At 72.6% G+C, this 26,722-nt stretch carries 23 protein-coding genes; 10 read left to right on the top strand and 13 right to left on the bottom strand.

Features of this window, described 5'->3' with window-relative positions:
* The 3 genes from IE124_RS18325 to pdhA (IE124_RS18315) form a co-directional block, all read right to left on the bottom strand.
* The coding region (locus IE124_RS18325; protein ID WP_189508841.1) for a biotin/lipoyl-containing protein at positions 1-811 on the bottom strand (811 nt) is incomplete at its 3' end.
* 31 nt (positions 812-842) lie between these two features.
* A complete protein-coding gene (locus tag IE124_RS18320) occupies positions 843-1,823 on the bottom strand; it encodes an alpha-ketoacid dehydrogenase subunit beta (protein ID WP_189508810.1) in 981 nt (326 codons plus the stop codon).
* Positions 1,824-1,825: 2 nt separating this feature from the next.
* The gene (gene pdhA / locus IE124_RS18315) at positions 1,826-3,019 is read right to left on the bottom strand and encodes a pyruvate dehydrogenase (acetyl-transferring) E1 component subunit alpha (protein WP_189508809.1); all 1,194 of its coding nucleotides are present in this window, start codon (positions 3,017-3,019) and stop codon (positions 1,826-1,828) included.
* A gap of 343 nt (positions 3,020-3,362) precedes the next feature.
* Here pdhA (IE124_RS18315) and IE124_RS18310 point away from each other — a divergent pair, with 343 nt between their 5' ends.
* From IE124_RS18310 to IE124_RS18300, 3 genes are all read left to right on the top strand, one after another.
* Positions 3,363-4,022, top strand: coding sequence for a response regulator (locus tag IE124_RS18310; RefSeq protein WP_189508808.1), 660 nt, complete (start codon positions 3,363-3,365; stop codon positions 4,020-4,022).
* Between the two features lie 144 nt (positions 4,023-4,166).
* Positions 4,167-4,667, top strand: a complete 501-nt coding sequence (locus IE124_RS18305; RefSeq protein WP_189508807.1) for a pyridoxamine 5'-phosphate oxidase family protein — start codon at positions 4,167-4,169, stop codon at positions 4,665-4,667.
* 15 nt (positions 4,668-4,682) lie between these two features.
* Complete coding sequence (locus tag IE124_RS18300) at positions 4,683-5,699, top strand: phosphotransferase (RefSeq protein ID WP_189508806.1); 1,017 nt, start codon at positions 4,683-4,685, stop codon at positions 5,697-5,699.
* Between the two features lie 51 nt (positions 5,700-5,750).
* On the opposite strand, the gene IE124_RS18295 is transcribed toward IE124_RS18300, so the two are convergent.
* Positions 5,751-7,391 (bottom strand): protein kinase domain-containing protein, encoded by a 1,641-nt coding sequence (locus IE124_RS18295; protein ID WP_189508805.1) that lies wholly within the window; start codon positions 7,389-7,391, stop codon positions 5,751-5,753.
* Between the two features lie 278 nt (positions 7,392-7,669).
* Between IE124_RS18295 and IE124_RS18290 the strand changes: the two genes are divergently transcribed.
* The 6 genes from IE124_RS18290 to IE124_RS18265 all read left to right on the top strand — a co-directional run bounded on the left by IE124_RS18290 (position 7,670) and on the right by IE124_RS18265 (position 15,422).
* Positions 7,670-9,340 (top strand): Stk1 family PASTA domain-containing Ser/Thr kinase, encoded by a 1,671-nt coding sequence (locus IE124_RS18290; protein WP_189508804.1) that lies wholly within the window; start codon positions 7,670-7,672, stop codon positions 9,338-9,340.
* 149 nt (positions 9,341-9,489) lie between these two features.
* Positions 9,490-10,308, top strand: coding sequence for a hypothetical protein (locus IE124_RS18285; protein WP_189508844.1), 819 nt, complete (start codon positions 9,490-9,492; stop codon positions 10,306-10,308).
* 95 nt (positions 10,309-10,403) lie between these two features.
* On the top strand, positions 10,404-11,066 hold the full coding sequence (locus IE124_RS18280; protein ID WP_189508803.1) for a PadR family transcriptional regulator: 663 nt from the start codon (positions 10,404-10,406) through the stop codon (positions 11,064-11,066).
* Positions 11,067-11,165: 99 nt separating this feature from the next.
* The gene (locus IE124_RS18275; protein WP_189508802.1) at positions 11,166-11,900 is read left to right on the top strand and encodes an ABC transporter ATP-binding protein; all 735 of its coding nucleotides are present in this window, start codon (positions 11,166-11,168) and stop codon (positions 11,898-11,900) included.
* On the top strand, positions 11,897-14,767 hold the full coding sequence (locus IE124_RS18270) for an ABC transporter permease (protein ID WP_189508801.1): 2,871 nt from the start codon (positions 11,897-11,899) through the stop codon (positions 14,765-14,767). Before IE124_RS18275 ends, IE124_RS18270 begins: the two co-directional genes overlap by 4 nt.
* 106 nt (positions 14,768-14,873) lie before the next feature.
* A complete protein-coding gene (locus tag IE124_RS18265) occupies positions 14,874-15,422 on the top strand; it encodes a bacterial proteasome activator family protein (protein ID WP_189508800.1) in 549 nt (182 codons plus the stop codon).
* Positions 15,423-15,497: 75 nt separating this feature from the next.
* Here the strand turns inward: IE124_RS18265 and IE124_RS18260 are convergent, their stop codons facing one another.
* From IE124_RS18260 to pdhA (IE124_RS18230), 7 genes are all read right to left on the bottom strand, one after another.
* The gene (locus tag IE124_RS18260) at positions 15,498-16,484 is read right to left on the bottom strand and encodes an NAD(P)H-quinone oxidoreductase (protein ID WP_189508799.1); all 987 of its coding nucleotides are present in this window, start codon (positions 16,482-16,484) and stop codon (positions 15,498-15,500) included.
* Between the two features lie 42 nt (positions 16,485-16,526).
* Entirely contained in the window at positions 16,527-17,588 is a 1,062-nt protein-coding gene (locus IE124_RS18255) for a potassium channel family protein (RefSeq protein WP_229832555.1), read from the bottom strand.
* Positions 17,589-17,608: 20 nt separating this feature from the next.
* Positions 17,609-18,997 carry a molybdopterin molybdotransferase MoeA gene (locus IE124_RS18250; protein ID WP_189508797.1) on the bottom strand — a complete coding sequence of 463 codons (1,389 nt, stop codon included), beginning with the start codon at positions 18,995-18,997 and terminating at the stop codon, positions 17,609-17,611.
* Complete coding sequence (locus tag IE124_RS18245) at positions 18,997-19,854, bottom strand: NTP transferase domain-containing protein (protein ID WP_189508796.1); 858 nt, start codon at positions 19,852-19,854, stop codon at positions 18,997-18,999. Before IE124_RS18245 ends, IE124_RS18250 begins: the two co-directional genes overlap by 1 nt.
* Positions 19,855-19,936: 82 nt before the next feature.
* Complete coding sequence (locus tag IE124_RS18240) at positions 19,937-21,346, bottom strand: dihydrolipoamide acetyltransferase family protein (protein ID WP_189508795.1); 1,410 nt, start codon at positions 21,344-21,346, stop codon at positions 19,937-19,939.
* Entirely contained in the window at positions 21,346-22,386 is a 1,041-nt protein-coding gene (locus IE124_RS18235; protein WP_189508794.1) for an alpha-ketoacid dehydrogenase subunit beta, read from the bottom strand. The genes IE124_RS18240 and IE124_RS18235 overlap by 1 nt, the downstream gene beginning before the upstream one ends.
* A complete protein-coding gene (gene pdhA, locus IE124_RS18230; RefSeq protein ID WP_189508840.1) occupies positions 22,386-23,546 on the bottom strand; it encodes a pyruvate dehydrogenase (acetyl-transferring) E1 component subunit alpha in 1,161 nt (386 codons plus the stop codon). The genes IE124_RS18235 and pdhA (IE124_RS18230) overlap by 1 nt, the downstream gene beginning before the upstream one ends.
* A gap of 330 nt (positions 23,547-23,876) precedes the next feature.
* On the opposite strand from pdhA (IE124_RS18230), the gene IE124_RS18225 reads away from it, so the two are divergent.
* Complete coding sequence (locus IE124_RS18225; protein WP_189508839.1) at positions 23,877-24,350, top strand: Lrp/AsnC family transcriptional regulator; 474 nt, start codon at positions 23,877-23,879, stop codon at positions 24,348-24,350.
* Positions 24,351-24,533: 183 nt separating this feature from the next.
* Here the strand turns inward: IE124_RS18225 and IE124_RS18220 are convergent, their stop codons facing one another.
* Both IE124_RS18220 and IE124_RS18215 read right to left on the bottom strand, forming a co-directional pair.
* Positions 24,534-25,127 carry a TetR/AcrR family transcriptional regulator gene (locus IE124_RS18220; protein WP_189508793.1) on the bottom strand — a complete coding sequence of 198 codons (594 nt, stop codon included), beginning with the start codon at positions 25,125-25,127 and terminating at the stop codon, positions 24,534-24,536.
* Positions 25,127-26,686 carry a 3-hydroxyacyl-CoA dehydrogenase gene (locus IE124_RS18215; protein ID WP_189508792.1) on the bottom strand — a complete coding sequence of 520 codons (1,560 nt, stop codon included), beginning with the start codon at positions 26,684-26,686 and terminating at the stop codon, positions 25,127-25,129. Before IE124_RS18215 ends, IE124_RS18220 begins: the two co-directional genes overlap by 1 nt.
* Between the last annotated feature and the right edge of the window lie 36 nt (positions 26,687-26,722).

The raw sequence follows: 26,722 nt of genomic DNA, 5'->3' as shown, positions 1-26,722 counted from the left end.
CGTGCGGCGCGGTGAACGCCGAACCCACCATCGCCGCCGCCGTCGCCTTCCGCACACCCTTGATCGGCACACGGGTCTCCCGGGCGTCCGACGACACCGCGGGGGCCGAGGCCGCCACGGGTGCCGGCGCCTGGACCGGGGCCGGGGCCTCGACGACCGGCGCGGGCGCCGGGGCGGTCACCGGAGCGGCCGCCGCGTGGACGTCCTCCCGGGTGATGACGCCGTCCGGGCCGGTCGGGGTGACCGTCGCCAGGTCGACGCCGAGGTCCTTCGCGAGCTTCCGGACCGGCGGCTTGGCCAGCGGCCGGGCGCCGCCCGACGCGTGCCCGTTGAGCTGCTCCGGTACGGAGGCGGCGACGGGCGCCGCCTGGACCGGGGCGGCCGGGGCGGCCTGCGCGACCGGGGCCGCCGGGGCGGTGCCCGCGGGGGCCTTGCGCGCCCGGCGCTTGGTGGAGCTGGCGGCCACGCCGTAACCGACGAGGACGGGCTGACGGCCCTTGGGCTCCTCGTCCTCGGCCTCCGGGGCGGCGGGGGCCGCCACCGCGGGGGCGGCCTCGGCCACCGGGGCGGCAGGCGCGGGAGCGGCGTCGCCGCCGACGTTCACCGAGATGATGACCTGGCCGACGTCGACCGTGGTCCCCTCGGGGAAGCGCAGCTCGTGGACCGTGCCGTCGAAGGGGATCGGCAGCTCGACGGCGGCCTTGGCCGTCTCGACCTCGATCACGACCTGGCCGTCGGTGACGGTGTCACCGGGCTGGACGTACCACTTGAGGATCTCGGCCTCGGTGAGGCCCTCGCCCACGTCGGGCATCTTGAATTCGCGGATCGTCACGGTGCTCTCCTCAGTACGCCAGCGAGCGGTCGACGGCGTCGAGCACGCGGTCCAGGCCCGGCAGGTACTCCTCCTCCAGGCGCGCCGGCGGGTACGGCGCGTGGTAGCCGCCGACCCGCAGGACGGGGGCTTCCAGGTGGTAGAAGCAGCGCTCGGTGATCCGGGCGGCGATCTCCGCGCCCGAGCCGAAGAACACCGGCGCCTCGTGGACGACGACCAGTCGGCCGGTCTTCTCGACCGAGGCCTGGACGGTGTCGAAGTCGAGCGGGGAGATCGAGCGCAGGTCCACGACCTCGATCGACTTGCCCTCCTCGGCGGCGGCCTCGGCCACCTCCAGGCAGGTCTTCACCATCGGGCCGTAGGCGACGAGGGTGAGGTCCGTGCCCTCGCGGGCGACCCGGGCCTTGTGGAGCTCGCCGGGGATGGCCTCGGTGTCGACCTCGCCCTTGTCCCAGTAGCGGCGCTTGGGCTCGAAGAAGATGACCGGGTCGTCGCTCTGGATCGCCTGCTGGAGCATCCAGTAGGCGTCGTTGGAGTTCGCCGGGGTGACGACCTTGAGGCCCGCGACGTGCGCGAAGAGCGACTCGGGGGACTCGGAGTGGTGCTCGACGGCGCCGATGCCGCCGCCGTACGGGATGCGGATGACGATCGGCATCTTCACGGTGCCGAGCGAACGGGCCCGCATCTTCGCCAGCTGGGACACGATCTGGTCGTACGCCGGGAAGACGAAGCCGTCGAACTGGATCTCCACGACCGGACGGTAACCGCGCAGGGCGAGACCGATCGCGGTGCCGACGATGCCGGACTCGGCGAGCGGGGTGTCGATGACACGGTCCTCGCCGAAGTCCTTCTGCAGCCCGTCGGTGATCCGGAAGACGCCGCCGAGCTTGCCGACGTCCAGACCCATGATCAGGACCTTGGGGTCGGTCTCCAGGGCCTTGCGCAGCGACTCGTTGAGCGCCTTCGCGAGGGGAAGCTTCTGAACAGCCATGATTACTCGGCCTCTCCGCCCTCGAAGGACGCCTGGTAGGCGGCGAACTGAGCCCGCTCCTCGTCGACGAGCGCGTGCCCGTCCGCGTACACGTTGTCGAAGATCGCCATGTGCTCCGGCACGGGCATGGCGCGGACGACCTCGCGGACGTGCTTGCCGAGGGTCTCGCTCTCCGCCTCCAGCTCCTCGAAGAAGGCCGCGTCGGCGTGGCCCTCGTTCTCCATGTACGTCTTGAGGCGCTGGATCGGGTCCTTGGCCTCCCACTCCTCGCGCTCCGCGTCACGGCGGTAGCGGGTCGGGTCGTCGGAGGTGGTGTGGGCGGCCATCCGGTAGGTGTACGCCTCGATGAGCGTCGGGCCCTCGCCGCGGCGGGCACGCTCGAGCGCCGACCGGGTCACGGCCAGGCACGCGAGGACGTCGTTGCCGTCGACGCGGACACCGGGGAAGCCGAAGCCTGCGGCGCGCTGGTAGAGCGGGACGCGGGTCTGCTTCTCGATGGGCTCGGAAATGGCCCACTGGTTGTTCTGGCAGAAGAACACGACCGGGGCGTTGTAGACCGCGGAGAAGACGAACGACTCGTTCACGTCGCCCTGGCTTGAGGCGCCGTCACCGAAGTACGCGATCACGGCGGAATCCGCGCCGTCCTTGGTGATACCCATGGCATAACCGGTGGCGTGCAGGGTCTGCGAGCCGAGAACGATCGTGTACAGGTGGAAATTGTTGGTGCTGGGGTCCCATCCGCCGTTGTTCACACCCCGGAACATGCCGAGCAGGTTGGTGGGGTCGACCCCGCGGCACCACGCGACGGCGTGCTCACGGTAGGTGGGGAAGACGTAGTCGTCGTCCCGCAGGGCACGGCCGGAGCCGATCTGGGCGGCCTCCTGGCCGAGCAGCGAGGCCCACAGGCCCAGCTCGCCCTGACGCTGGAGCGCCGTGGCCTCGGCGTCGAAGCGGCGGCTGAGGACCATGTCGCGGTAGAGACCGCGCAGTTCCTCGGCGCTCAGTTCGATGTCGTAGTCGGGGTGCTGGACGCGCTCTCCCTCGGGCGTCAGCAGCTGGACGAGCTCGGGCTCCGTCGCTACCGCCTCGGCGCGCGTGCTCGTCTTCTTGGTGGTGCTCGTGCTCGCGCTTGCGGTGCGCTTGGTGCCGCTGCTGCGTCGCGTCGTCTTGCGCGCTGCAGTGCTCTCCACGGTCACGTGCGTGCTCCTCCGTCGGTCCGGCCTCCGGGTTCGCCGGTAGGCCAGTGCGGCTCTCCGCCTTATCCGTACCCTTCGCACGGGGTGGGTGCGATGCGGCCGGGGTCGGGCGTGACAGGTGCCCCGGCGAGAGCCCTGTGATAGGCACGTTACCCACAGCGCGGCATTCCCGCGAAACCCCACTTGACCTGCGATTTTGCTTGGATTTCCAAGTAAATCGAGAAAAGTGGGAACAGTCGCTGGTCAGCGCGTCGGCAACGACCTGAAGAGGGTCGCCGGAACATCCGGCACGTTATCCCGCGCACCCCGGGCGCGGGAAGAGCCAATATGTGAGACTGACTGCGTGCGCGAAGAGGGAAAAATCCGGGTATTTCTGCTGGACGACCACGAAGTCGTCCGGCGCGGCGTCCACGAGCTGCTCTCCGTGGAAGACGACATCGAAGTGGTCGGTGAGGCCGGGACGGCGGCAGACGCGCTGGTCAGGATCCCGGCGACCCGCCCGGACGTCGCCGTGCTCGACGTCCGGCTCCCCGACGGCAGCGGCGTGGAGGTGTGCCGCGAGATCCGTTCGCAGGACGAGGACATCAAGTGCCTGATGCTCACCTCGTACGCCGATGACGAGGCGCTTTTCGACGCGATCATGGCCGGGGCCTCGGGATACGTCCTCAAGGCCATCCGGGGCAACGAGCTGCTGAACGCCGTGCGGGACGTCGCGGCCGGCAAGTCGCTCCTCGACCCGGTGGCGACCGCCCGCGTCCTGGAGCGGCTCCGTGACAGCAACAACCCGAAGGGCGACGACAAGCTCGCCAACCTGACCGAGCAGGAGCGCAGGATCCTGGACCTGATCGGCGAGGGCCTGACCAACCGGGTCATCGGCGAGCGGCTCCACCTTGCGGAGAAGACCATCAAGAACTACGTCTCCAGCCTGCTGTCGAAGCTGGGCATGGAGCGGCGTTCGCAGGCCGCGGCGTACGTGGCACGGCTCCAGGTCGAGCGCCACTGACCCCCCTGGGCCCCCGGCGCGGCCCGTGCCTCACCCGTACGGAGCAGCCCGGGGCCCACGGCCCGGATTCGGGACCTACGTCCCCATGAAGGCGGGGCAGGGGCCCCTTTTCCGACACGTTGCCGGTGGCGGAGAGTGGTAGCCATGTCCACCGAGGAGATCCGCGCCATCGAGTTGCTCGGCCGAGTGTCGTACGGCCGAGTGGCGACGAGCATGCGGGCGATGCCGTTCGTCGCACCCGCCCGGCACATCGTGACCGAGGGACGCGTCCTGCTGCGGATGCACCGGGGGCTCGGCTACCACCGGGCCTGCAACGGCAGCGTCGTCGCCTACGGAGCGGACAACTTCAACTCGGGGGCCGAGCGGATCTGGTCCGTGCAGTTCACGGGCACGGCGGAGATCGTGAAGCCCACCGAGGAGCAGCTCGCGGCGTTCGGGCCCGAGCCCAGGACCGTGGACGACGAGCCCTTCGAGCCGGTCTATATGCGGATCGAACCGCAGTTCGTGACCGTGCACGAGCTCGACTACTCCGCCGGGCACCCCGCCGAACCGGCCGACCGCCCCGTCGAGCTGCACTCCACGGACCACGCCCCGGAGCATCCCGGGGAGCGTTCCCTGGGGCGACACCTCCACCACGTAGCGTGATCTAACATCTGCGGAGTGCCGCGCTCATCTGCAACCCTCGCTCCGCCCGTCGGCGTCCTCCTGCGCCGCTACGCGGCCGCGGGCGAGCCCCTCTCCTGCGAACCCGTGACCCAGGGCCTGCTCAACCGCGGCTACCGCCTCTCCACCACGCGCGGCGCCTACTTCCTGAAACAGCACCTGGACGCCCCCACCGCCGACCGCGCCACCATCGTCCGGCAGCACCGCGCCACCCAGCGCCTGCACGACCTGGGCCTGCCGGTGGCCCCACCGCTCGCCGACAGCCGGGGCCGTACGGTCGCGGTCGTCGACGGCCTCTGCTACGCCCTGCACCCGTGGATCGACGGCCGGCACCGCGACGGCGCCCAGCTCTCCGCCGGTGGCTCGCGCCGCCTCGGCGCCCTCCTGGGGCGCGTCCACACCTGTCTGGAGCGGGTCATGGAGTCCCCGCCGCCGGGCGACGACCACGAGAGCGCCCGCCCCGAGGACACCTTCCGCGCCATCGAGGAGCTGATCCGCCTCGCCCGCGCGCACCGGCCCCACGACAGCTTCGACGCGCTCGCCGAGCACCGGCTGAAGGAGCGCCGCCGACTGCTCGCCCAGCACGCCCACCACCGGCCGCCGCCGGCCGCCGCGTCCGGCTGGGTGCACGGCGACTTCCATCCGCTGAACCTGCTCTACCGGGGCGCGGAGCCCGCCGCGATCGTCGACTGGGACCGCCTCGGGGTCCGTCCGCGGGCCGAGGAGGCGGTCAGGGCGGCCGCGATCTTCTTCGTGACGCCCGGGGGCGAGCTGGCCCTGGAGAAGGTGCGGGCGTACGCGCGCGCGTACCGGCGGGCGACGGGCGCCGACGGCGCGGAGCTGGCCGCGGCGGCGCACCGGGTGTGGTGGGAGCGGCTCAACGACTTCTGGACGCTGCGCTGGCGCTACCAGCTGCACGACCGAAGGGCCGACCCGCAGTTTCCCGCGGTGTCGGCCCTGGCGGTCTGGTGGACCCGGGAGTACGACGCCGTGCGCGACGCCTTCGCCGGCTGATCGGGCGGTTGATCGCCGACCGGCCGGGCGGCGATCAGTCGGCGTCGCCGGTCAGCTGGTGGCGGTGGAGCCGCCCGGCGGCGGGGTGTCGCCGCCGCCGTCGTCACCGGTGGGCTCGCCGGTCGGGTCGACCGGCGGCTCCTCCGGGGTGGTCGCCGGGTCCGTCGGCGTCTCCGCCGTCGTGTCCGTCGGCGTCGGCTCGGTCGTCGGCGGCTCCGTCGTCGGGGGCTCCGTCGTCGGCTCCATCGTGTGCGTGGGGTCCTGGGTCACCGGAGGCGTGTACGGAGGCGTGTACGGCTTCTGCGTGGTGCCCCCGGTCGACGTGTCCGGGTCCTGCGTCTGCTCCTCGGTGGTGGGCTCCTCGGAGGGGGTGGGCTCCTCGGACGCGGTCGACGGCGAGTTGGAGATCGACGACTTCGTCGGCGTCGGCGTCACCGTCTCGTCGCTCTTCGCCTTGTCGATGGCGTACACGACGCCCGCGACGACCGCGACCAGCGCGAGCGCCACGAAGAGGATCAGCTTGCCGCGACCGCCCCGGCCTCCGCCGTTCGAGCCGTACGACCCGTCCTGGCCGTAGCCGCCGGTGCCGCCCGTGCCGCCGTCGTAGCCGCCGTACGCGCCGACGCCCCCGTCGTCCGGGTTCATCTGCGGCAGGATCCGGCCCTGCGCCGTCTCCCCGTGCATCGGGTGGCCCATCGCGGCCGTCGCCGCCATGCCGCCGCCCGGCGTGTGCCCGCCGTCGTGCATGTCGACGGGACCGGTGTTCCACGTGCCGGTGTGGCCGCCCTGCTGCTGGAGCATCTGCAGGCTGTACTGGATCAGCCCGCGCATCTCCTCGGCGCTCTGGAACCGGTCGTCCGGCTCCTTCGCGAGGGAGCGCATCACGAGGCCGTCGAGCTCCGGCGGCACACCGTGCGACACCTCGGACGGCGGGACGGGTGCGTCCTGCACGTGCTGGTAGACGACGGAGAGCGGCGTCTCACCCGTGAAGGGGGGCCGCAGCGCGAGCAGTTCGTAGAGGAGACAGCCCGTCGCGTACAGGTCGGAGCGGTGGTCGACGGCCTTGCCGAGCGCCTGCTCCGGGGAGAGGTACTGCGGGGTGCCCATGACCATGCCGGTCTGCGTCATCGTCGACTGCGCGCCGTGCAGGGCACGGGCGATGCCGAAGTCCATGACCTTCACGGCACCGCCGTGGGTGATGATGACGTTCGCCGGCTTGATGTCGCGGTGCACGATGCCGTGCTGGTGCGAGTAGGCCAGCGCCTCCAGGACGCCCGAGACGATGATGAGCGCCTGCTCGGGTCCCGGCGCGTCCGCGCTGATCAGCAGGTCACGGATGGTGCGGCCCTCGACCAGCTCCATCACGATGTACGGCACGGGCCGACCGCCGACGAGGTCCTCGCCGGAGTCGTACACGGCGACGATCGCGTGGTGGTTGAGCCCCGCGACCGACTGCGCCTCACGCGTGAAGCGCGCCTTGGAGACCGGGTCCTCGGCGAGATCGGCGCGGAGCAGCTTCACCGCCACCGTCCGCCCGAGGCGTACGTCCTCGGCGGCGAACACCTCTGCCATGCCGCCGCGGCCCAGACGGTGCGTCAGCCGGTAGCGGCCGTCGCCGACGACACCACCGACGCCCCACGACTCAGCTGCCGCGTCCGGCACACCGCCACCTGATCCGGATTCGGGTGCCATCAGTCCTCGCCGTCGTCTGTCGTGCCGTGTCCAGTCGTCACGCTACAGGCTCCGTACGACATCACGGTCCGCGATTGACCGGCCATCCAACCCCGTCCACGTACACCTGTGCAAATTCGACGGGTTTCCCCGGACACTTCGGGAACGCTGCGAGGACACCTTCTGTGCGGAGGGTCACGGAACGGGCACGCGGCTTGACGTGTCGGTGCCCTGGGGCAGACTTGGCCAGGAAATTCCGGAATTCGACGCCGCCGCGCGCGCGTAGGGGGAAGCAACAGATGAGCCAGGACGGCGCCCAGGGCCGCTATGCGGGCGGTTCGGTCGCGAACGGCCGGTACCAGCTGCGTGACCTCCTCGGCGAGGGCGGCATGGCGTCGGTGTACCTGGCCTACGACAGCGCCCTCGACCGACAGGTCGCGATCAAGACACTGCACACGGAGCTCGGCCGCGAGCAGTCGTTCCGCGAACGGTTCCGGCGTGAGGCGCAGGCCGTCGCGAAGCTCTCGCACACCAACATCGTCTCGGTCTTCGACACCGGCGAGGACACCCTCGACGGCGCCGTCATGCCGTACATCGTCATGGAGTACGTGGAGGGGCAGCCGCTCGGCTCGGTGCTCGCCTCCGACATCCAGCAGTACGGTGCGATGCCCGCAGACACGGCGCTCAAGGTCACGGCCGACGTGCTGGCCGCCCTGGAGGTCAGCCACGAGATGGGCCTGGTCCACCGGGACATCAAGCCGGGCAACGTGATGCAGACCAAGCGCGGCGTGGTCAAGGTCATGGACTTCGGCATCGCGCGGGCCATGCAGTCCGGTGTCACCTCGATGACGCAGACGGGCATGGTCGTCGGCACCCCCCAGTACCTCTCCCCCGAGCAGGCCCTCGGCCGCGCGGTGGACGCCCGCTCCGACCTCTACTCGGTCGGCATCATGCTCTTCCAGCTGTTGACGGGCCGCCTCCCCTTCGACGCCGACTCGCCGCTGGCCATCGCCTACGCGCACGTGCAGGAGGAGCCGGTCGCCCCGTCCTCCGTCAACCGTTCGGTGACGCCGGCGATGGACGCGCTCGTCGCCCGGGCGCTGAGGAAGAACCCGAACGAGCGGTTCCCGAGCGCCGCGGTCATGCGCGACGAGTGCCTGCGGGTGCTCTCGGCGGGTCAGACCGGTGCCCCGATGATCGTCCAGGGCGGTCCGGTCAGCAGCGGCTCGGGCGTCGGCTCGGCGGTCTTCCCGCCGGTCGGCCAGACCCCGCCGCCGACTCCGCAGCCCGCCCCGCACGGCGTACAGCAGCCGTACCTGCCGCCGACGCCGCAGCCCGGCCCGTACGGCCCCGCGACGCCGTCGCCCGGCCCGGCGTACGGGTACCCGCAGCAGCAGGCCCCGACGCCCGCGCCGATGTACCAGACCCCGGCTCCCGCCCCGTCGCCGTACGCCCCGGGCCCGATGCACACGCCGGCGCCCATGGCCACGTCGGCGCCCATGGCGACGGGCGGCGGCTCCCGCCGGAACACCCCGGTGCTGGTGGGCGCTGTCGTCGCCGTGCTCCTCGCGATCGGCGGCCTGATCGTCGTCCTCAACAAGGACGACGACGTGGACCCGAAGGCCGGCGGCACGGGCGGCACCGGCACGGAGCAGCAGCAGACGGCGACCCCCGGCCACAAGGGTCCCGACCTGACCAAGACCATCGACATGAAGAAGTGCACGCAGCCTTCGGAGTCGAGTGACGACCCCGCGAAGTTCGAGGTCCCGAACTTCACGTACAAGAACATCCAGTCGGTGAAGGACTGCGTGCAGGCGGCCGGGTGGAAGATCAAGTCCCAGCGTCCGGTCGACGAGTCGACCTACGGCGAGGGCACGATCCTGGAGCAGTACCCGCCGGCGGGTGAGGACATCACGGCCGAGGACGCCGAGTTCACCCTGACCGTCTCGACGGGCAACCCGCCCCAGTAATACGGACGGCGGCAGAGGCAGCACCGAAGGCAGGCAGGTGCCGCCGCCCGCCCCCTTACGCCTGCCGCCCCCTCCCGGATGCCGGAAGCGTCCCGGCATGTGACGCTGAGTCGACATTCGGCGGCTCGGTACGGGAGGGGGGTCACCCGGTGACTCCAGCACTCCGCAGGGCACGGGCGCGGGCCCTCGGCCCGGCGCTCACCTGCACGTTCGCCTGCACGTTCGCCGGCGCGGTCACCTTGGGTGCCGCGCCCCTCGGGTACACGGCGGAGGGCTCCGCCGGTCCGCGGGCGGTCGCGCCGTCCACGCCCACCGGTCCGACCCCGCCGACCCCGGCCGGACCCTCCGCGCCGACCGCCACGGGGACGACTCCTTCGACCGTGACGCCTTCCGGCTCCCCGACCACTCCGACCACCCCGTCCTCTCCCGTCCCCGGGACCGGGACGAGTACCGCCGGCTCGTCCGGGTCCGCGTCCGCCTCGCCCGGGCGCACCGGCGGCCCTGGCACCCCCGCCCCTCCGGCGCCCGCGCCGACCGGCACCGCCTCGCCCTCCTCCACAACGCCGAGCGCCACCCCCACCGACGCCCCCGCCCCCAGCGGCTCCGCCTCCCTGGCGGGCCGGCCGGCCGGGGAGGGCCGTCCGCGTCCCGGGCGCACCGAGACGTCCGCCGTCCCGCCGAGCGCCACTGCCTCCTCCCCCGGCCCGTCTCGTACCAAGACGGCAACAGACTCCGACTGGTACGAGGCCGCCGAGGAGGTCACCGAGAAGGACGGGGCGGTACGCGAGGAGGACGGGGTACTCACCGAGGTGGCGCCCGCGACCCGGCCCGCCGCCGCTCCCCATATGGCGTCCGAGGCTTCCCCTCCCCTCGTCGACCAGCGGATTCCCGTCCTCACCCTGGGGGTGGGGCTGGCTCTCATGGGGCTCGGGATCGGATTCCTGGGACTTCGCATGCGCCGCCGCTGAGCCGCGGCACCCGCCTCCGTCCCCCTTGAGACGGACCTTCCCCTTCCGTCTCAGGACGGTTGTGAGTCTCCACATACTCGGTATACATACTGAGTATGTCGATTCGCCACGGGCTCCTCGCCCTCCTCGAACGCGGCCCTCGGTACGGCTCCCAGCTCCGTACGGAGTTCGAGTCCCGCACGGGCTCCACCTGGCCGCTCAACGTCGGCCAGGTCTACACGACCCTCGGCCGGCTGGAGCGCGACGGCATGGTCGCGCAGGGGGGCCGGGACGAGGCGGGGCACGAGCTCTACACGATCACCGACGCCGGCCTCACCGAGCTCAGGACCTGGTTCGAGAAGCCCGTGGACCGCACCAGCCCCGCCCGTGACGAGTTGGCCATCAAGCTCGCCATGGCGGTGGGCGCGCCCTGTGTCGACATCCGCGACGTCATCCAGTCCCAGCGCCGGCACACCGTGAAGGCCATGCAGGACTACACCCGGCTCAAGGCCCAGGCGCTCCTCGCCGTCGAGAGCGGGGGAGCGCGGGAACGGGACGACGTGGCCTGGCTGCTCGTCCTGGAGCAGCTGATCTTCCAGACGGAGGCCGAGGCGCGCTGGCTGGACCACTGCGAGGCCCGGCTGATCCGCCTGTCCGCGCTCGCCCCGACGACGGGCTCGGCCACTCCGCCGGCCGCGGCGGCACCGGCGGCTCCGGCCGTCGCGGCGGCCGCGACCGACCCGACCGACGCGACCACCGGTACGCCAGGGGCCCGCTGACCGCACTCTCGCGCGCTCCGCCCGTACCGCTTCCGCACCACCTTCCACCGCTCGATCCGTACCGGCCGACCGCCGCGTACGCCCAAGGGGGACCCCTCCATGTCCACACAGCAGCCCGTGCTGCAGCTCCAGAACCTGACCCGCGTCCACGGCGCGGGCGCCACCGAGGTGCATGCCCTGCGGGGGATCGACCTCGCCGTGTACCCCGGCGAACTCGTCGCCGTCATGGGCCCGTCCGGCTCCGGCAAGTCCACGCTCCTCACCATCGCGGGCGGCCTGGACACCCCGACCTCGGGCCATGTGATCGTCGAGAACACCGACATCACCACCGCGAGCGTCAAGGAACTCGCCGCCCTGCGCCGCCGCAGCATCGGGTACGTCTTCCAGGACTACAACCTCATCCCGGCGCTCACCGCCGCCGAGAACGTCGCCCTGCCCCGCGAGCTCGACGGCACCTCCGCCCGAAAGGCCCGCGTCGAGGCCCTGGCCGCCCTGGAGGAGATGGGGCTCGGCCACCTCGCCGACCGCTTCCCGGACGAGATGTCCGGCGGTCAGCAGCAGCGCGTGGCCATCGCACGCGCCCTCGTCGGCGATCGCCGGCTCGTCCTCGCCGACGAACCGACCGGCGCCCTCGACTCCGAGACCGGCGAGTCCGTGCTCGCCCTGCTCCGGTCCCGCTGCGACGCGGGCGCCGCCGGTGTCCTGGTGACGCACGAGCCGCGGTTCGCGGCCTGGGCCGACCGCGTCGTGTTCCTGCGGGACGGCGCGATCGTCGACCAGACCGTGCGCAGCGAGGCCGACTCCCTCCTCTCGGGCCAGGTGGCGGAGGCGTGAAGACCTGGTTCCACTCCTGGCGGGCCGCGATCCGCATCGCCCGCCGCGACGCCTGGCGCTCCAAGGGCCGCAGCGCCCTCGTCCTGGCGATGATCGCCCTGCCCATCCTGGGTGTCAGCGCCCTCGATCTGACCTATCGCAGCTCCGAACTGTCCCCCGCGGAGCGGGCGGAGAGGTCGATGGGCGCCGCCGACGCGATATTCCGGGACGCCGAGGTCGAAGGCGTCCCGATCTTCCAGGACCCGCCGGGCGAAATGCACACGCCGGTCAAGGAGTACAGGGATCAGCCGTGGCCGAACGGCCCGACCGACGTCACCAAGGCGATCCCGGCGGGTTCCACGGTGCTCACGGACCGCTCCGGGCCGGCCAAGCTGACCACCGCCCATGGTCTGCTCTCCACCGACGTACGTGAGCTGAAGGCGTCCGACCCGGTCAGCCGCGGCATCATGACGCTCCTCTCGGGACGATTCCCGGAGAAGTCGGACGAGGTCATGGCGACCTCGCACTTCCTGGAGGCCAGCGGACTGTCGGTCGGCTCGACCCTTTCCGCCCGCAACTTCGACCGTACGTATCGAATCGTCGGCTCCTACGAACTTCCCGACGCGCTCGCCGTCGACCAGGTCAACGCGCTGCCGGGTGCCTTCCTCTCCGCCTACGCGAAGGCGGTCGAGAAGTCCGGTCTGTCCGCGCCCGGCACCTCCACCTCGTATCTGGTGAAGAAGTCCGGTGGTTTCACGTGGAACGCCGTCCAGCAGATCAACACGAAGGGTGTGGTCGTCACCTCGCGCGACGTCATGCTCGACCCGCCGGCCAAGTCCGAGGTGCCGCTGTACGCGAAGGAGAACTGGGGCTCGTACGACTCCAGCCCCGCGGCCGACGCCGCCGCGCTCGCCGCCATCGGCACCGTCGTCGGCCTGGCGATGCTGGAGATCTGCCTCCTCGCCGGCCCAGCTTTCGCGGTCGGCGCCCGGCGCTCGCGCCGACAGCTCGGTCTGGTGGGGGCCAACGGCGGTGCCCGCAGCCACATCCGGGCCATCGTGCTGAGCGGCGGTCTCGTCATCGGTGTCGCCGCGGCCGTCATCGGCACCGTCCTCGCCGTGATCCTCACGCTGGTGCTGCAGCCGGTCCTCGAAGACACCATGAACCAGCGGTTCGGCGCCTTCGACATCCGTCCGCTCGAACTGCTCGGCATCGCGCTGCTCGCCGTCCTGACCGGTCTGCTCGCCGCCATCGTCCCGGCGATCACCGCTTCCCGGCAGACCGTCCTCGCTTCGCTCACGGGCCGGCGCGGAGTCCGTCGCAGCAGCCGCGTCCTGCCCCTGATCGGCCTCGCGGCCCTCCTCCTGGGCGCCGCCATCGCGCTCTTCGGGTCGATCGCGACCGAGTCGTTCGTCATCGTCGCGGGCGGTTCGGCCATCGCCGAGCTCGGCGTCGTCGCCATGACCCCGGCCCTGGTGGGGCTGTTCGGCCGGACCGGGCGCTGGCTGCCGCTCTCGCCGCGGCTCGCGCTGCGCGACGCCGTCCGGAACCGGGGACGTACGGCACCCGCCGTCGCCGCCGTCCTCGCCGCCGTGGCGGGCACGGTCGCCGTCTCCACCTTCATGGCCAGCAGCGAGGCGCAGAACAGGGCCGCCTACGAGGCCCGGCTGCCGCACGGAGCGGTCTCCACCTTCGTCCTGGAGGACGGCGGCCGGGACGTCCCCGCGGTCCGCGAGGCCGTCCAGCGCATCCTGCCCGTCGACGTCCGCGCCGATGTCGAGCGGGTCTCGGTCGGCAAGCCGGGCTGTCGTCCGTGGGACGGCGGCGAGGGCTGCGGCCGCTACGAGGTCGTGCTCCCGCCGGCGAACGAGTGCCCGCTGTACGCCACGGTGCCCGCCGGCGAGGGCGACCCCAGCGAGCGGTTCACCCCCGAGCAGCGACGGAAGCTGATCACCGAGGACTGGCGGTGCGACCAGACCTCCCGGGGTGGCTGGGTCTCCGTCGACAGCGGTCTGCTCGTCGGTGACGCGAAGGTCCTCCAGGTCCTCGGGGTCACCGACCCGGGCGCCGCGAAGGCGCTCGCCGAAGGCAAGATCGTCACCTTCTCGCGAGCCGAGATCGACAAAAACGGCACCATCGGCATCAAGCAGGTCACCGACCTCGCCGGCGCCGACCGGGCCGCCGAGAAGGGCAAGCCCTCGCCCGGGAAGATCAGCTCCATTCCCGCCTACCTGGTGCCCAAGGACCAGAAGTCCTACGGCGTCCAGCTGCTGATGACCCCGGCCACCGCGAAGGCCGCCGGCCTCTCCACCCTGCCGGCGGGCGCGTACTTCAGCACCGAGCGGATGCCGGACACCGAGCAGCGCCAGAAGCTCGACGGCGAACTCGCCAAGCTCGGCGGCGACGTCGAAATGCACGTTGAGGAGGGCTTCGTCAACGAGAGCAGCCTCTTCCTGATCGCGCTGGCCGTCTTCGCGGGCCTCGTCACCATCGGCGCCGCCGGTATCGCCACGGGTCTCGCCCAGGCCGACGCCGAGGCCGACCTGAAGACGCTCGCCGCCGTCGGCGCCCCGCCCCGGGTCCGTCGCACGCTCAGCGGCTTCCAGTGCGGAGTCGTCGCGGCGATGGGCGTGATCCTCGGATCCGCGGCCGGTGTCCTGCCGGCCGTCGGCCTCCGGCTCACGGAGAAGCGCGAGATGATCGGCTACTACGAGGAGGCGATCCGGCAGGGCTGGGACAACGGCATGTCGGGCCCGCCGTACGTGCCGATCGTCATCCCCTGGGAGACGCTCGCCGGGCTCCTCGTCGCCGTACCGCTCGGTGCCGCGCTCCTCGCCGCCCTGGTGACCCGCTCGCGCGGCGCACTGGCCCGGCGCGCGGCGACCTGACGGATCCCCGGCGGTTCGTTGCCTTCCTGTGCCCCTGTACGAGGGTGGATCACCCTCGTACAGGGGCACACCGTCTGGTGAGGCATGTGTGCGAGAGAATGGCGGCATGGAGATGCCGAGGAATGACAGGTCGCAGGAGAGCCCCCAGGTCCTCATCGTGGGACAGGACGGGACGGCACTCGGCGGCACTCAGGGTGACGACGAATCCCGCGAGGTCCCGGTGACGGAAATGGTCGAGCAGCCTGCGAAGGTCATGCGGATCGGCAGCATGATCAAGCAGCTCCTGGAAGAAGTACGGGCGGCGCCTCTCGACGAGGCGAGCCGCGTCAGGCTCAAGGACATCCACGCCAGCTCCGTGAAGGAGCTGGAAGACGGGCTCGCGCCCGAGCTGGTCGAGGAACTGGAGCGGCTCTCCCTGCCGTTCACGGACGAGGCGATCCCTTCCGAGGCGGAACTGCGCATCGCGCAGGCCCAGTTGGTGGGGTGGCTGGAAGGCCTCTTCCACGGCATCCAGACGGCGCTGTTCGCCCAGCAGATGGCGGCCCGCGCCCAGTTGGAGCAGATGCGCCGGGCGCTGCCGCCGGGCGTCTCGCACGACGATGACGACGACGACCGCGGCCACGGCCACGCGGTTCGCTCGGGGCCGTACCTGTAGGTCCCCGAGACCACCGTACGGAGAGGGGCCCGGCACACCTCGTGTGCCGGGCCCCTCCTCCGTCGGTACGCCGAGTCAGCCCCGGGGCGCGAGCAGCAGCACCTTGCCGACGTGGTCGCCGGACTCCAGCACCCGGTGCGCCTCCGCGGCCTCCGGCATCGGCACCGTACGGTCGACGACCGGCCTGACCGTGCCCGCGCCGATCAACGGCCAGACGTGCTCGCGGACGGCGGCGACGATCGCCGCCTTCTCCTGCGGCGGGCGGGAGCGCAGCGTGGTCGCCATGACCGCCGCGCGCTTGGCGAGCAGCGCCGCCAGGTTGAGCTCGCCCTTCACGCCACCCTGGAGCCCGATGATCACCAGGCGCCCGCTGACGGCCAGGGCCTTCACGTTCCGCTCCAGGTACTTGGCGCCGACGATGTCCAGGATGACGTCCGCACCGGCGCCGTCCGTCGCCTTGTGGAGCTCCTCGACGAAGTCCTGCTCGCGGTAGTCGATGAGGACGTCCGCGCCCAGTTCGGCGCAGCGGGCCAGCTTCGCGGGGCTCCCGGCCGTGACGACGACCCTGGCGCCGACCGCCTTGGCGAGCTGGATCGCCATCGTGCCGATCCCGCTCGCCCCACCGTGCAGGAGCACCGTCTCGCCGGGGCGCAGGTGGGCGATCATGAAGATGTTGGACCAGACGGTGCAGGCGACCTCGGGGAGCGCGGCGGCCGTGGCCAGGTCGACGCCCTCCGGCACCGGCAGCAGCTGCCCGACCGGGACGACGACCTTCTCGGCGTAACCGCCGCCGACGAGCAGCGCGCAGACCTCGTCGCCGACCGACCAGCCGGACACCCCGGGCCCGAGCGCGGTGATCCGCCCCGAGCACTCCAGGCCGGGATACGGGGAGCTGCCCGGCGGCGGGTCGTAGAAGCCCTGCCGCTGGAGCAGGTCGGCGCGGTTGACGGCGCTCGCCACCACCTCGACGAGGACCTCGCCCTCGCCGGGCACGGGATCGGGCACCTCTGCCCAGACGAGGGCCTCGGGACCGCCGGGTTCCGGAATCGTGATCGCATGCATGGCCGCGAGGCTACTCCGGCGGTCCGTGCTCGTCCCGCGGACTCAGTCCTGCGGCGGCGTGGTGAGCGGGGTCACCGGCGCGGCGCGCACGATGGTGATCACCCGGTCGGTGGGCTGGAGCGGGCTGGCGGCCTTGTCGTCGTAGCTCAGCAGCCGGTGACCGCGGAGCACGCTCACCACCAGGTCCTCGGTCTCCCGCACGCTCCTGCCCGCCTCGGCCTTGGTCACCGGGCGCTCGACGAGGTCGAGCCCGGAGCCCTGCTGGATGAGGTCCTCCATCACCGTGCCGGCGCTGGGGCTCAGCACCGAGAGGCCGAGCAGCCGGCCGGCGGCGGAGGCGCTGGTGATGACCGCGTCAGCACCGGACTGGCGCAGCAGCGGCGCGTTCTCCTCCTCGCGGACCGCGGCGACGATCTTCGCGCCCCGGTTGAGCTGGCGGGCGGTCAGGGTGACCAGGACGGCCGTGTCGTCGCGCTGGGTGGCGATGACGATCTGGCGGGCCCGCTGGACCTCGGCCCGCAGCAGAACGTCGCTGCGCGTCGCGTCGCCGACGACACCGACGAAGCCGTCCGCGTTCGCCGTCTCGATCACCTTGTTGGAGGGGTCGACGATGACGATCTGGTCCTTGCTGAGACCGGTCGCGCAGAGGGTCTGGATCGCGGACCGCCCCTTGGTGCCGAAGCCGACGATGACGGTGTGGTCGCGCAAGGTGGACCTCCAGCGATTCAGTCGGAACTCCTCCCGGGTCCTCTCCGTGAGGACCTCGAGGGTGGTGCCGACCAGGATGATCAGGAACAGCACGCGCAGGGGCGTGACCAGCAGGATGTTGGCGAGCCGCGCCGTGTCGCTGTACGGGACGATGTCGCCGTATCCGGTGGTGGAGAGCGTCACGGTCGCGTAGTAGGCACAGTCGAGGAGGTCGAGCGTCTCGTTGGCGTTGTCGTGGTAGCCCTCGCGGTCGACGTAGACGATGAGCACCGTCAGGATCAGCACGCCGAGCGCCATGAGCAGTCGCTTGCCGACCTGGCGCAGCGGCCTCTCGACGACCCGTCGGGGCAGCCGGATCTGGGGACCCGAGATCCGCTCCTCCGCCTGGCGGGCCATCACGTCACGGCTGGGAAGTTTCACGTGAAACACACTCCTTCGGCCGGGGCGTCCCCCGCCGCCGTCGGCCAGGGAAGGCCGAGGATCTCCAGTGCCTGGCCCGGTCGGGCACCACCGGGCGGTACGACGGCCAGGCCGTCGGCGGCGGCGATGCCACGGAGCATGGCCGGTCCGTTGTAGTGCAGCGGGACGGCCCGGTCGGCGCGACGGATGACCGGGACGAGCCGGGTGTCGTGGGGGTGCCCCTGGATCTCGTCCTGCACCGGGACCACAGGGGCGCGGTTCGGCAGCCCGGCGCCCCCCGTGAGGGCGGCGAGCAGCGGCTCGGCGAGGGTGAGGAGTCCGGAGACGGCCGCGAGCGGGTTGCCGGGGAGCCCGACGAGATGGCGGGGCTCGTCGCCGGCGAGCCGGGCGAGGAGCATCGGGTGGCCGGGCCGGACCTTCACGCCGTCGACGAGGAGCGTGGCTCCCGCCGCGTCGAGCACCCGGTGCAGATGATCGACGGGCCCGGCGGCGGTCCCGCCTGTGGTGATCAGCAGGTCGGCGGCGGACCCGGTGACGGCCGCGTACAGCTCCTCGGCGTCGTCGCCGATCCGGCGGGTGGCGAGGACCTCGGAGCCGAGCGCCTCCAGCCAGGGCCCGAGCATCGGGCCGAGGGCGTCCCGGATGAGCCCCTCGTGAGGGAGGCCGGCAGTGAGCAGCTCGTCGCCGAGCACCAGGATCTCGACCCGGGGGCGGAGGAGGACGGGAAGCGCGTCGTAGCCGGCGGCCGCGGCGAGTCCGAGGACAGCGGGGGTCACGGCGGAGCCCGCGGGGAGCAACTGATCGCCGACGCGGCACTCCTGGCCCCGGGGCCGGATGTCCTGTCGGGTCAGCACCTCGCGCAGGGCGTGCAGGAGCAGACCGGCCGCCCCACCGCCACGCTCGGCGCGGGAAGGCTCGGTACGGGAGTGCTCGGTACGGATGACTGCGGTCGTCCCGGCCGGGACCCGGGCGCCGGTGGCGATGCGTACGGCCTCGCCGTCGGCCAGTGCGGCGGCGGGGGCGTGGCCCGCGAGGACGGCGCCCTCCTCACGGACCGTCCAGGGGCCCGTCCCCGCGACGGCCCAGCCGTCCATGGCGGAGGTGTCGAAGGAGGGCAGGTCCGTGAGTGCCAGGAGCGGCCCCGCGAGGACCCGACCGAGCGCCGCGCCGAGCGGCACGTCCAGCGGCCCCCGCGCGCCCTGGCCGGCGTGGACGCCCTGGCCGGCGTGGGCGGCGTGGGCGGCGTGGGCAGCGTGGGCGGCGGCGCCCGCCTCGGTGGCGGTCGTCCGGGCCGCGGGCCAGGGGGTGGCGCGGTGCGGCTCCTCGGCCGGCGGGGGCACAGCAGCGGTGTCGGGGGCCACGAGGGCGGACTCCTTGAGGGACATCAAGCCTCGGCCTCGTCCTGTTCTGCGGCCCAGCGCTTGGCGAGCTCAGTCGCCTTGCGGGCCGCTTCGGCGACCGCCTCGGGGCCGGCCCCGGCGCCCGCGCTCGCCGCCGCGTAGCCGACCAGGAAGGTGGTCAGGGGCGCGGCGGGGCGCGCCACTCCGTGGGCGGCGTCACGGGCCAGGTCGAGCAGCACGCCGGTGTCGACGTCCAGCTCGATGCCCAGTTCGTCCTTGACTGCGGTGATCCATTCGTCCAGCACGGTTCCATGCTCCCTGACGCGGGCTCGGGCCGCGACGATGTCCTCCCAGGTGTCGCAGTCGAAGGAGGCCAGGGATCCGGCGGCGACCCTGGTGAGGCGGAGTCCCTCCGTGAGGTGCCGCAGCGGCGTGTGGGCCAGACCACGGCCGTCGTGCGAGAGGCGGGCGAGCTCGCGCAGCAGCGGACCGGTCCGGTACGCGGCGACGAGCGGCTGATCCCGGCCCTCTCCGTCGGTGAGGACGGCGGCCTCCGCCTCGGGTGCGGCGGCGAGCGACTCCAGGAGGCTCCGGACGGTGTCCCGGTCGAGGAAGGGGAGGTCGGCGGAGAAGACGAGGACGACCTCGGCCGCCGTCTCGCGGACCCCGGCGGCGACGGCGGGCACCGGGCCTCCGCCGGGCGGATCTTCCCTGGTCCAGCGGACGGGGCGGACGGTCGGGCGGGGGTCTCCGACGACCACCGTCCGGCCGGCGTCGGGGCAGGCCGCGAGCACCCTGTCGAGGAGCGTCCGGCCTCCCACCCGTACCCCGGGCTTGTCGGAGCCGCCGAGGCGCCTTGCGGCGCCCCCGGCGAGCACGACGGCGTCGTATGCGGTGGTCACCCCAGCAGTATGGGCCGCCGGGTACCACGCACGTCCGGCCCGTCCCAAGAAGAGAGACGGGCCGGGCCGGGACTGCGCTCTGTCAGAGCGTGCGGAGCAGGACCGCGGGCTGCTCGACGCAGTCCGCGACGTACCGCAGGAAGCCGCCCGCCGTGCCACCGTCGCAGACGCGGTGGTCGAAGGTGAGCGAGAGCTGCACCACCTGACGGACGGCCAGTTCGCCCTGGTGGACCCAGGGCTTGGGGATGATCCGGCCGACGCCGAGCATCGCGGCCTCGGGGTGGTTGACGATCGGCGTGGAGCCGTCGACCCCGAACACCCCGTAGTTGTTCAGGGTGAACGTGCCGCCCGTCAGATCGGCCGGTGTGAGCGTGCCCTGCCGGGCGGACTCCGTGAGCCGGGCGAACTCCTCCGTGAGCGACTCGGCCGTCCTCGTCCCGGCGTCCTTGACCACCGGGACGACCAGACCGCGCGGGGTCTGGGCGGCGAAGCCCAGGTGCACGGCCGGCAGCCGGACGATCTCCCGGGCGGCGGTGTCCACCGTGGAGTTGAGCTCGGGGAACCGGGCCAGGGCGTGGGCGCAGATCCGGGCGAGGAGCGCGAGCAGCGAGATCTTCGGCCCGCCCGCCTCGTTCATCGCCCGCCGGGCCGCCATCAGCTCGGTCGCGTCGGCGTCGACCCAGCAGGTCGCGTCCGGAATCTCCGTACGGCTGCGGGACAGCTTGTCCGCCACCGCTCCGCGGAGTCCGCGCAGCGGGATCCGCTCCCCAGCCACGGCCCGGGCGGGGGCGGCGACCGGGGCGGCGACGGCCGGGGCCGCCGCGGCCGGGACGGAGGCGGTGGCCGGCCGCTCCAGGGCCGCGAGGGCCAGCTCCACGTCCGCCCGCAGGATCAGCCCCTCAGGACCGGATCCGCGCACCTCTCGCAGGTCGATCCCGCGGTCGCGGGCCAGCTTCCGCACGAGCGGCGAGATGACCGGCACCGGCCCGTCGTGCCCGGCGAAGGGCGCCGCGGCGGGCTCAGGAGCCTTCACAGCAACCGGAGCGGGTGCCGCGACCGGAGCCGGAGCCGCGGCCCGGGCCACGGCCGGGTTCTCGCGATGCACCCGGCGACGCCGGGCTACGGGTCCCGCCGTGCCGTAGCCGACCAGCACGTTGCCCGAGTACTCCGAGGAGACGGCGTCCTCCGCGGTCGCCTTGGGAGCCGCTTCCGGAGCGGCCTCCGTGAGCTCCTCCGGCGCGCCCGTGCCACCCACGGCGACCGTCAGCAGCGGTGCGCCGACGGGCAGTTCGGTGCCCTCCTCGCCGTACCGGGCGGTGACGACGCCGCCGTACGGGCAGGGCACCTCGACCATGGCCTTGGCCGTCTCGACCTCGACGACCGGCTGGTCGATGGCGACGACGTCGCCGACGGCGACGAGCCAGCGGACGATCTCGGCCTCGGTGAGCCCCTCACCGAGGTCGGGCAGCTTGAATTCGAGCACCTGGGCCATCAGCTCTGCGCCTCCCACTGCAGCCGCGCCACCGCGTCCAGGATCCGGTCCACGCCGGGCAGGTGGTGACGCTCCAGCATCGGAGGCGGGTACGGGATGTCGAAGCCCGCCACACGCAGCACCGGCGCCTCCAGGTGGTGGAAGCAGCGCTCGGTCACGCGCGCGACGATCTCCGCGCCGGGGCCGGCGAAACCGGGCGACTCGTGCACCACGACCGCCCGGCCCGTGCGTCGCACCGAGGCACAGACGGTCTCCTCGTCGAACGGCACGAGCGAGCGCAGGTCGACGACCTCCAGGTCCCAGCCCTCGGCCTGGGCCGCCTCCGCCGCCTCCAGGCAGACCGGGAGCGACGGGCCGTAGGTGATCAGGGTGGCGCCGGTGCCCTGCCGCCGCACGACCGCCTTGCCGATCGGCTCGACGGGCGCGGGCGCCTCGGGCGACCAGTCGGACTTCGACCAGTAGAGCCGCTTCGGCTCCAGGAAGACCACCGGGTCGTCGGAGGCGATGGCCGCGCGCAGCAGCCCGTAGGCGTCCTCGACGGTCGCCGGGGTGACGACGTGCAGCCCCGGGGTGGCCGTGTAGTAGGCCTCGGAGGAGTCGCTGTGGTGCTCGACCCCGCCGATCCCGCCGCCGTACGGGACGCGGATGACGATCGGCATCGGCATCGCGCCGCGCGTCCGGTTCCGCATCTTCGCCACGTGCGAGATCAGCTGCTCGAACGCCGGGTAGGCGAAGGCGTCGAACTGCATCTCGACGACCGGCCGCAGGCCGTACATGGCCATGCCGACGGCGGCGCCGAGGATGCCCGCCTCGGCCAGCGGGGTGTCCGTGCAGCGGTCCTCGCCGAACTCCTTGGCGAGCCCGTCGGTGACCCGGAAGACGCCGCCGAGCGTGCCGACGTCCTCGCCCATCACGTGGACGGTCGGGTCTTCGGCCATCGCGTCGCGCATGGCGCGCTGGAGCGCCTGCGCCATCGTCGCGGGCTTGGCCTTTCCGGCGCCGGCGGCCTTGGCCGCGGGGCCGGTCGTCGCGGTGGTCATCACGCCTCACCCTCGGCGTCGAGCTCGGCGCGCAGCTGCGCCGCCTGCTCACGCAGCTGCGCGGTCTGCTCCGCGTACACATGGGAGAACAGGTCCATCGGGTCGAGGACCGGATCGGCGTTCATCCGCTCACGCAGGTCGGCCGCCATCGTCTCGGCGGCCTCGGCAGCCGCGCTCCTGGTGTCCTCGTCGAGCAGGCCACGCTCCGTCAGTTCCCGCTCGAGGAGCAGGATCGGGTCGTGCGCCCGCCAGGTCTCGACCTCGCCGGCCGCGCGATAGCGGGTGGCGTCGTCGGCGTTGGTGTGGGCGTCGATCCGGTAGGTGACGGCCTCGACGAGGGTGGGGCCGCCGCCGCGCCGCGCGCGGGCCACGGCCTCGGTCAGCACCTGGTGGACGGCGACCGCGTCGTTCCCGTCGACCAGCCGGCCCGGCATGCCGTATCCGACGGCCTTGTGGGCGAGGGAGGGCGCGGCGGTCTGCTTGGCCAGCGGCACGGAGATCGCGAAGCCGTTGTTCTGCACGAAGAAGACCACGGGGGCCTTCCACACGGCCGCGAAGTTCAGCGCCTCGTGGAAGTCGCCCTCGCTGGTGCCGCCGTCGCCGACCATGGCGAGGGCGATCACGTCGTCGCCCTTGAGACGGGCCGCGTGGGCCAGGCCCACCGCGTGCGGGAGCTGGGTGGCCAGCGGGGTGCAGAGCGGCGCGATGCGGTGCTCGTGCGGGTCGTAGCCGGTGTGCCAGTCGCCGCGCAGCAGCGTCAGGGCCTGCACCGGGTCAAGGCCGCGGGCGACCGCCGCCAGGGTGTCGCGGTACGAGGGGAAGAGCCAGTCCCGCTCCTCCAGGGCCAGGGCGGCGGCGATCTCGCACGCCTCCTGGCCGGTGGTGGACGGGTAGACGGCGAGCCGGCCCTGCTTGGTGAGCGCGGTGGCCTGCGTGTTGTACCGGCGGCCGCGGATCAGCTCCGCGTACAGCCGGAGCAGCAGCGCGGGGTCGGCGTCGGCCGCGGCGTCCGTGCCGAGCACGCGCAGCGGCTCGGCGTCGGGCAGCAGCGGGGCGGGGTCGGTACGCGGCTGCCACGCCGGCGGCGGGGTGGGCCGGTAGGCGGGAACGGCACCGGGCGGCTCTTGGACTGTCGAACTGCGCTGTTGCAACGAGTCCACCTCCTCGTGGGAGCGGGCATAAGACCCGAAGGCGGGTGGCGCGAGTGTGGCGCGCCTCACCTACCGATTGTTCGGTCGTGGAGGCATTTTGGCTACAGGCACCTCCAGCCTGTGGACAAACGGTTCTCCACAGCCTGGGATAGGAGCAGGTCGTCCACCGGAGAGAGGCGGGGGGACATGGCGGATGAACAAATGGCCGTCGATCGGAGCGGGGCTCCGGCCGACGCCACGGGCGAGGCCCGGGGCGGAACGCCTGCCGAGGCACTCGGCAGACCGCTCGGCGGGGCCGACAGCGAGGTGCCCGACGAGGCCCTGAGCGCCCCGATCGGCATGCCGACGGGCGCCCCGCCGCCACGCCCGCTGGACGCCATCGACCGCGACATCCTGAGACTGCTGCAGACGGACGGCCGCGCCTCGGTACGGTCCGTGGCCGAGCGCGTACACGTCTCCCGGGCAAACGCGTACGCGCGGATCAACCGGCTCATCGACGACGGGGTGATCCGCGGCTTCAGCGCCCGGGTCAACCACGAGCGGGCGGGGCACGGCGCCTCCGCCTACATCACGCTCAAGATCGTCCAGAACTCCTGGCGGACGGTCCGCGAGCAGCTCAGGGCCCTGCCGGGGGCCACGCACATCGCACTGGTCAGCGGCGATTTCGACGTCCTGCTGCTCGTGCACACCCCCGACAACCGGACGCTGCGCGAGCTGGTGCTCACCCGGCTCCAGTCGATCCCCGAGGTCCTGTCCACCCGCACGCTCCTGGTCTTCGAGGAGACGGACCTCAACACCGACCACCGCATCTGACCGCCCGAAAGCGGGCCGACCGCCGGCCGACCTCCGACCTCAGGCCGACCGCAGACCGCAGACCGCAGACCGCAGACCGACCGGCAGGCCGGCCTCCGACCTCAGGCCGACCTCAGGCCGACCGAACACAGGCCGAAAAGCAGGACGGCCCCCGAAGGGGCCGTCCGTGAGTCCTCAAGGCGCTCAGCGAGCCGTCCGCAGCCCGTCGAAGGCCAGGTGTGCGACGGTCTCGGCGAGCTGCTCCCGCTCGCCCACCGCGTCCGGATTCGGCCGGTACCACTCCACCAGTGAGTTGATCATGCCGAAGAGAAGCCTGGTGGCCAGCCGTATGTCCACGTCGGCCCGCAGGTCGCCCTCCGCCGCGGCGGCCTTCAGCAGCTCGGCCACCCGGTGGTCGAACTCGCGCCGCCGCTCCATCGCCCACCGCTCGGTCGCGGTGTTGCCCCGCACCCGCAGCAGCAGCGTCACGTACGGCAGCTCCGCTATCAGCACCTCCACGGTGCGACGCGTGACGTACTCGACCCGCTCGACGGCCCGGCCGCGTACCGCCCCGGGTTCGTCGAGCACCGCGAAGAGCCCGTCGAGCGCCCTGCTGACCGCCCGCCGCAGCAGCTCCTCCTTGCCGGACACATGGTGGTAGATCGACGACTTGGAGATCCCCGCCGCCTTGGACAGGTGCTCCATGGAGGTGCCGTCGTAGCCGCGCTCGTTGAAGACCCGCACGGCGACCGAGAGCAGCGTCTCCGGGGTGTACGTGTCGCGCTTCACCGTGGTCATCAGGAGTCCTCCTCGTCGGCCTCGGCGCACCGGCGGGCGATCGCCTGGCTCGGCCCGTACCGGCCCGTCGGGTAGCGCTCGTGCAGCGCCCGGAGCAGGTCGCAGACGCGCCGGGGCCCCAGCTTCTCCGCCCACTCAAGGGGGCCGGCCGGGTAGTTGACCCCGAGCCGCATCGCCGTGTCGACGTCCTCGGAGGTCGCGACCCCCCGGTCGACCGCGTCGGCCGCGAGGTCGACCAGCATGGCGACCGTACGGGCGACGATCATGCCGGGGATGTCCCCGATGACGGAGACCTGCTTGCCCAGCGCCTGGAAGAGCCCCACGGCCTCGTTCAGGGTCTCGGGATCGACCCTCTTCCTCGCGGACAGGACGATCCGGCTCGCGCTCGCGTAGTCGAGCGCGAGATCGAAGTAGATGATCTCCTCGGGGCCGTACTCGAAGGAGCTCTCGCCGTCCGCGAGGCCCAGCCGGCCACCGCTCGGCAGCTCGACGAACCCGTCGCCGCGCGTGCGCCGCACCTTGATCCCGGCCTGCTCGAAGAGCCCCACGAGCGGCTCGGCCGGCCCCAGGCCGCCACGGACGACGATCTTCGCCGGGGCCTCGGCCGGCGGCGCCGTGTGCGGCTTCGGCCGCTCGGCCCCTTCCGCGTACGAGAACCAGCCGTGCCCCGTCTTGCGGCCGAGCCGCCCCGACTCCACGAGCCGGCGCTGCGCGAGCGAGGGTGTGAACTTCGGGTCCTGGTAGAAGGACTCCCAGACGGAGCGGGTGACGGCCTCGTTCACGTCCTGGCCGATGAGGTCCGTGAGCTCGAAGGGGCCCATGCGGAAGCCGCCGCACTCGCGCAGGGCGGCGTCGATGGTGGCGGGGTCGGCCGCGCCCTCCTCGTAGACCCGCAGCGCCTCCGCGTAGAAGGGGCGCGCGACCCGGTTCACGATGAAACCGGGGGTGTCGGCGCAGCGTACCGGCGTCTTTCCCCAGCCCTTCATCGTCTCGTACGCGCGCGTGGCGACGTCCGCGTCGGTGGCGAAGCCGCTGACGACCTCGACGAGCGGGAGCAGCGGAGCCGGGTTGAAGAAGTGGAGTCCGACGAACCGGCCCGGCAGGCGCAGTCCTCCCGCGATCGCGGTGACGGAGAGGGAGGAGGTGTTCGTGGCGAGGACGGTGTCGTCGCCGACGACCTTCTCCAGGTCGGCGAAGAGCTGCTGCTTGACGGGCAGGTGCTCGACGATCGCCTCGACGACGAGCGCCGCGTCCGCGAGCTCCCCGAGCTCCTCCGTGGCATGCAGGCGGCCGACGGCCGCCTCGCGCGCGGAGGCGTCCAGGCGGCCCTTCTCCACGAGCCGGTCCAGGCGGGCGGTGAGGGCGTCCACGGCCTCCCGCGCCCGGCCGGGGGCGCTGTCGTAGAGCCGTACGGGATGGCCGGCGACCAGCGCGACCTGGGCGATGCCCTGGCCCATGGTGCCGGTGCCGACGACGGCGACGGTGCGGTCCTGTGCGAGGGCGGTCGGCTCACTGGCGGTCACGTCTTCGCTCCCCCTGACGGTCACGTTGGCGCTCATAGGAGTGATCCTCCCCGATGGGTTTTCCACAGGATC

It is taken from the genome of Streptomyces narbonensis, assembly GCF_014649015.1.
In the GTDB taxonomy this organism is placed as follows: domain Bacteria; phylum Actinomycetota; class Actinomycetes; order Streptomycetales; family Streptomycetaceae; genus Streptomyces; species Streptomyces narbonensis.
Note: the sequence above shows the minus strand (reverse complement) of the source record. Positions and strands in the feature narration are given on the sequence as shown.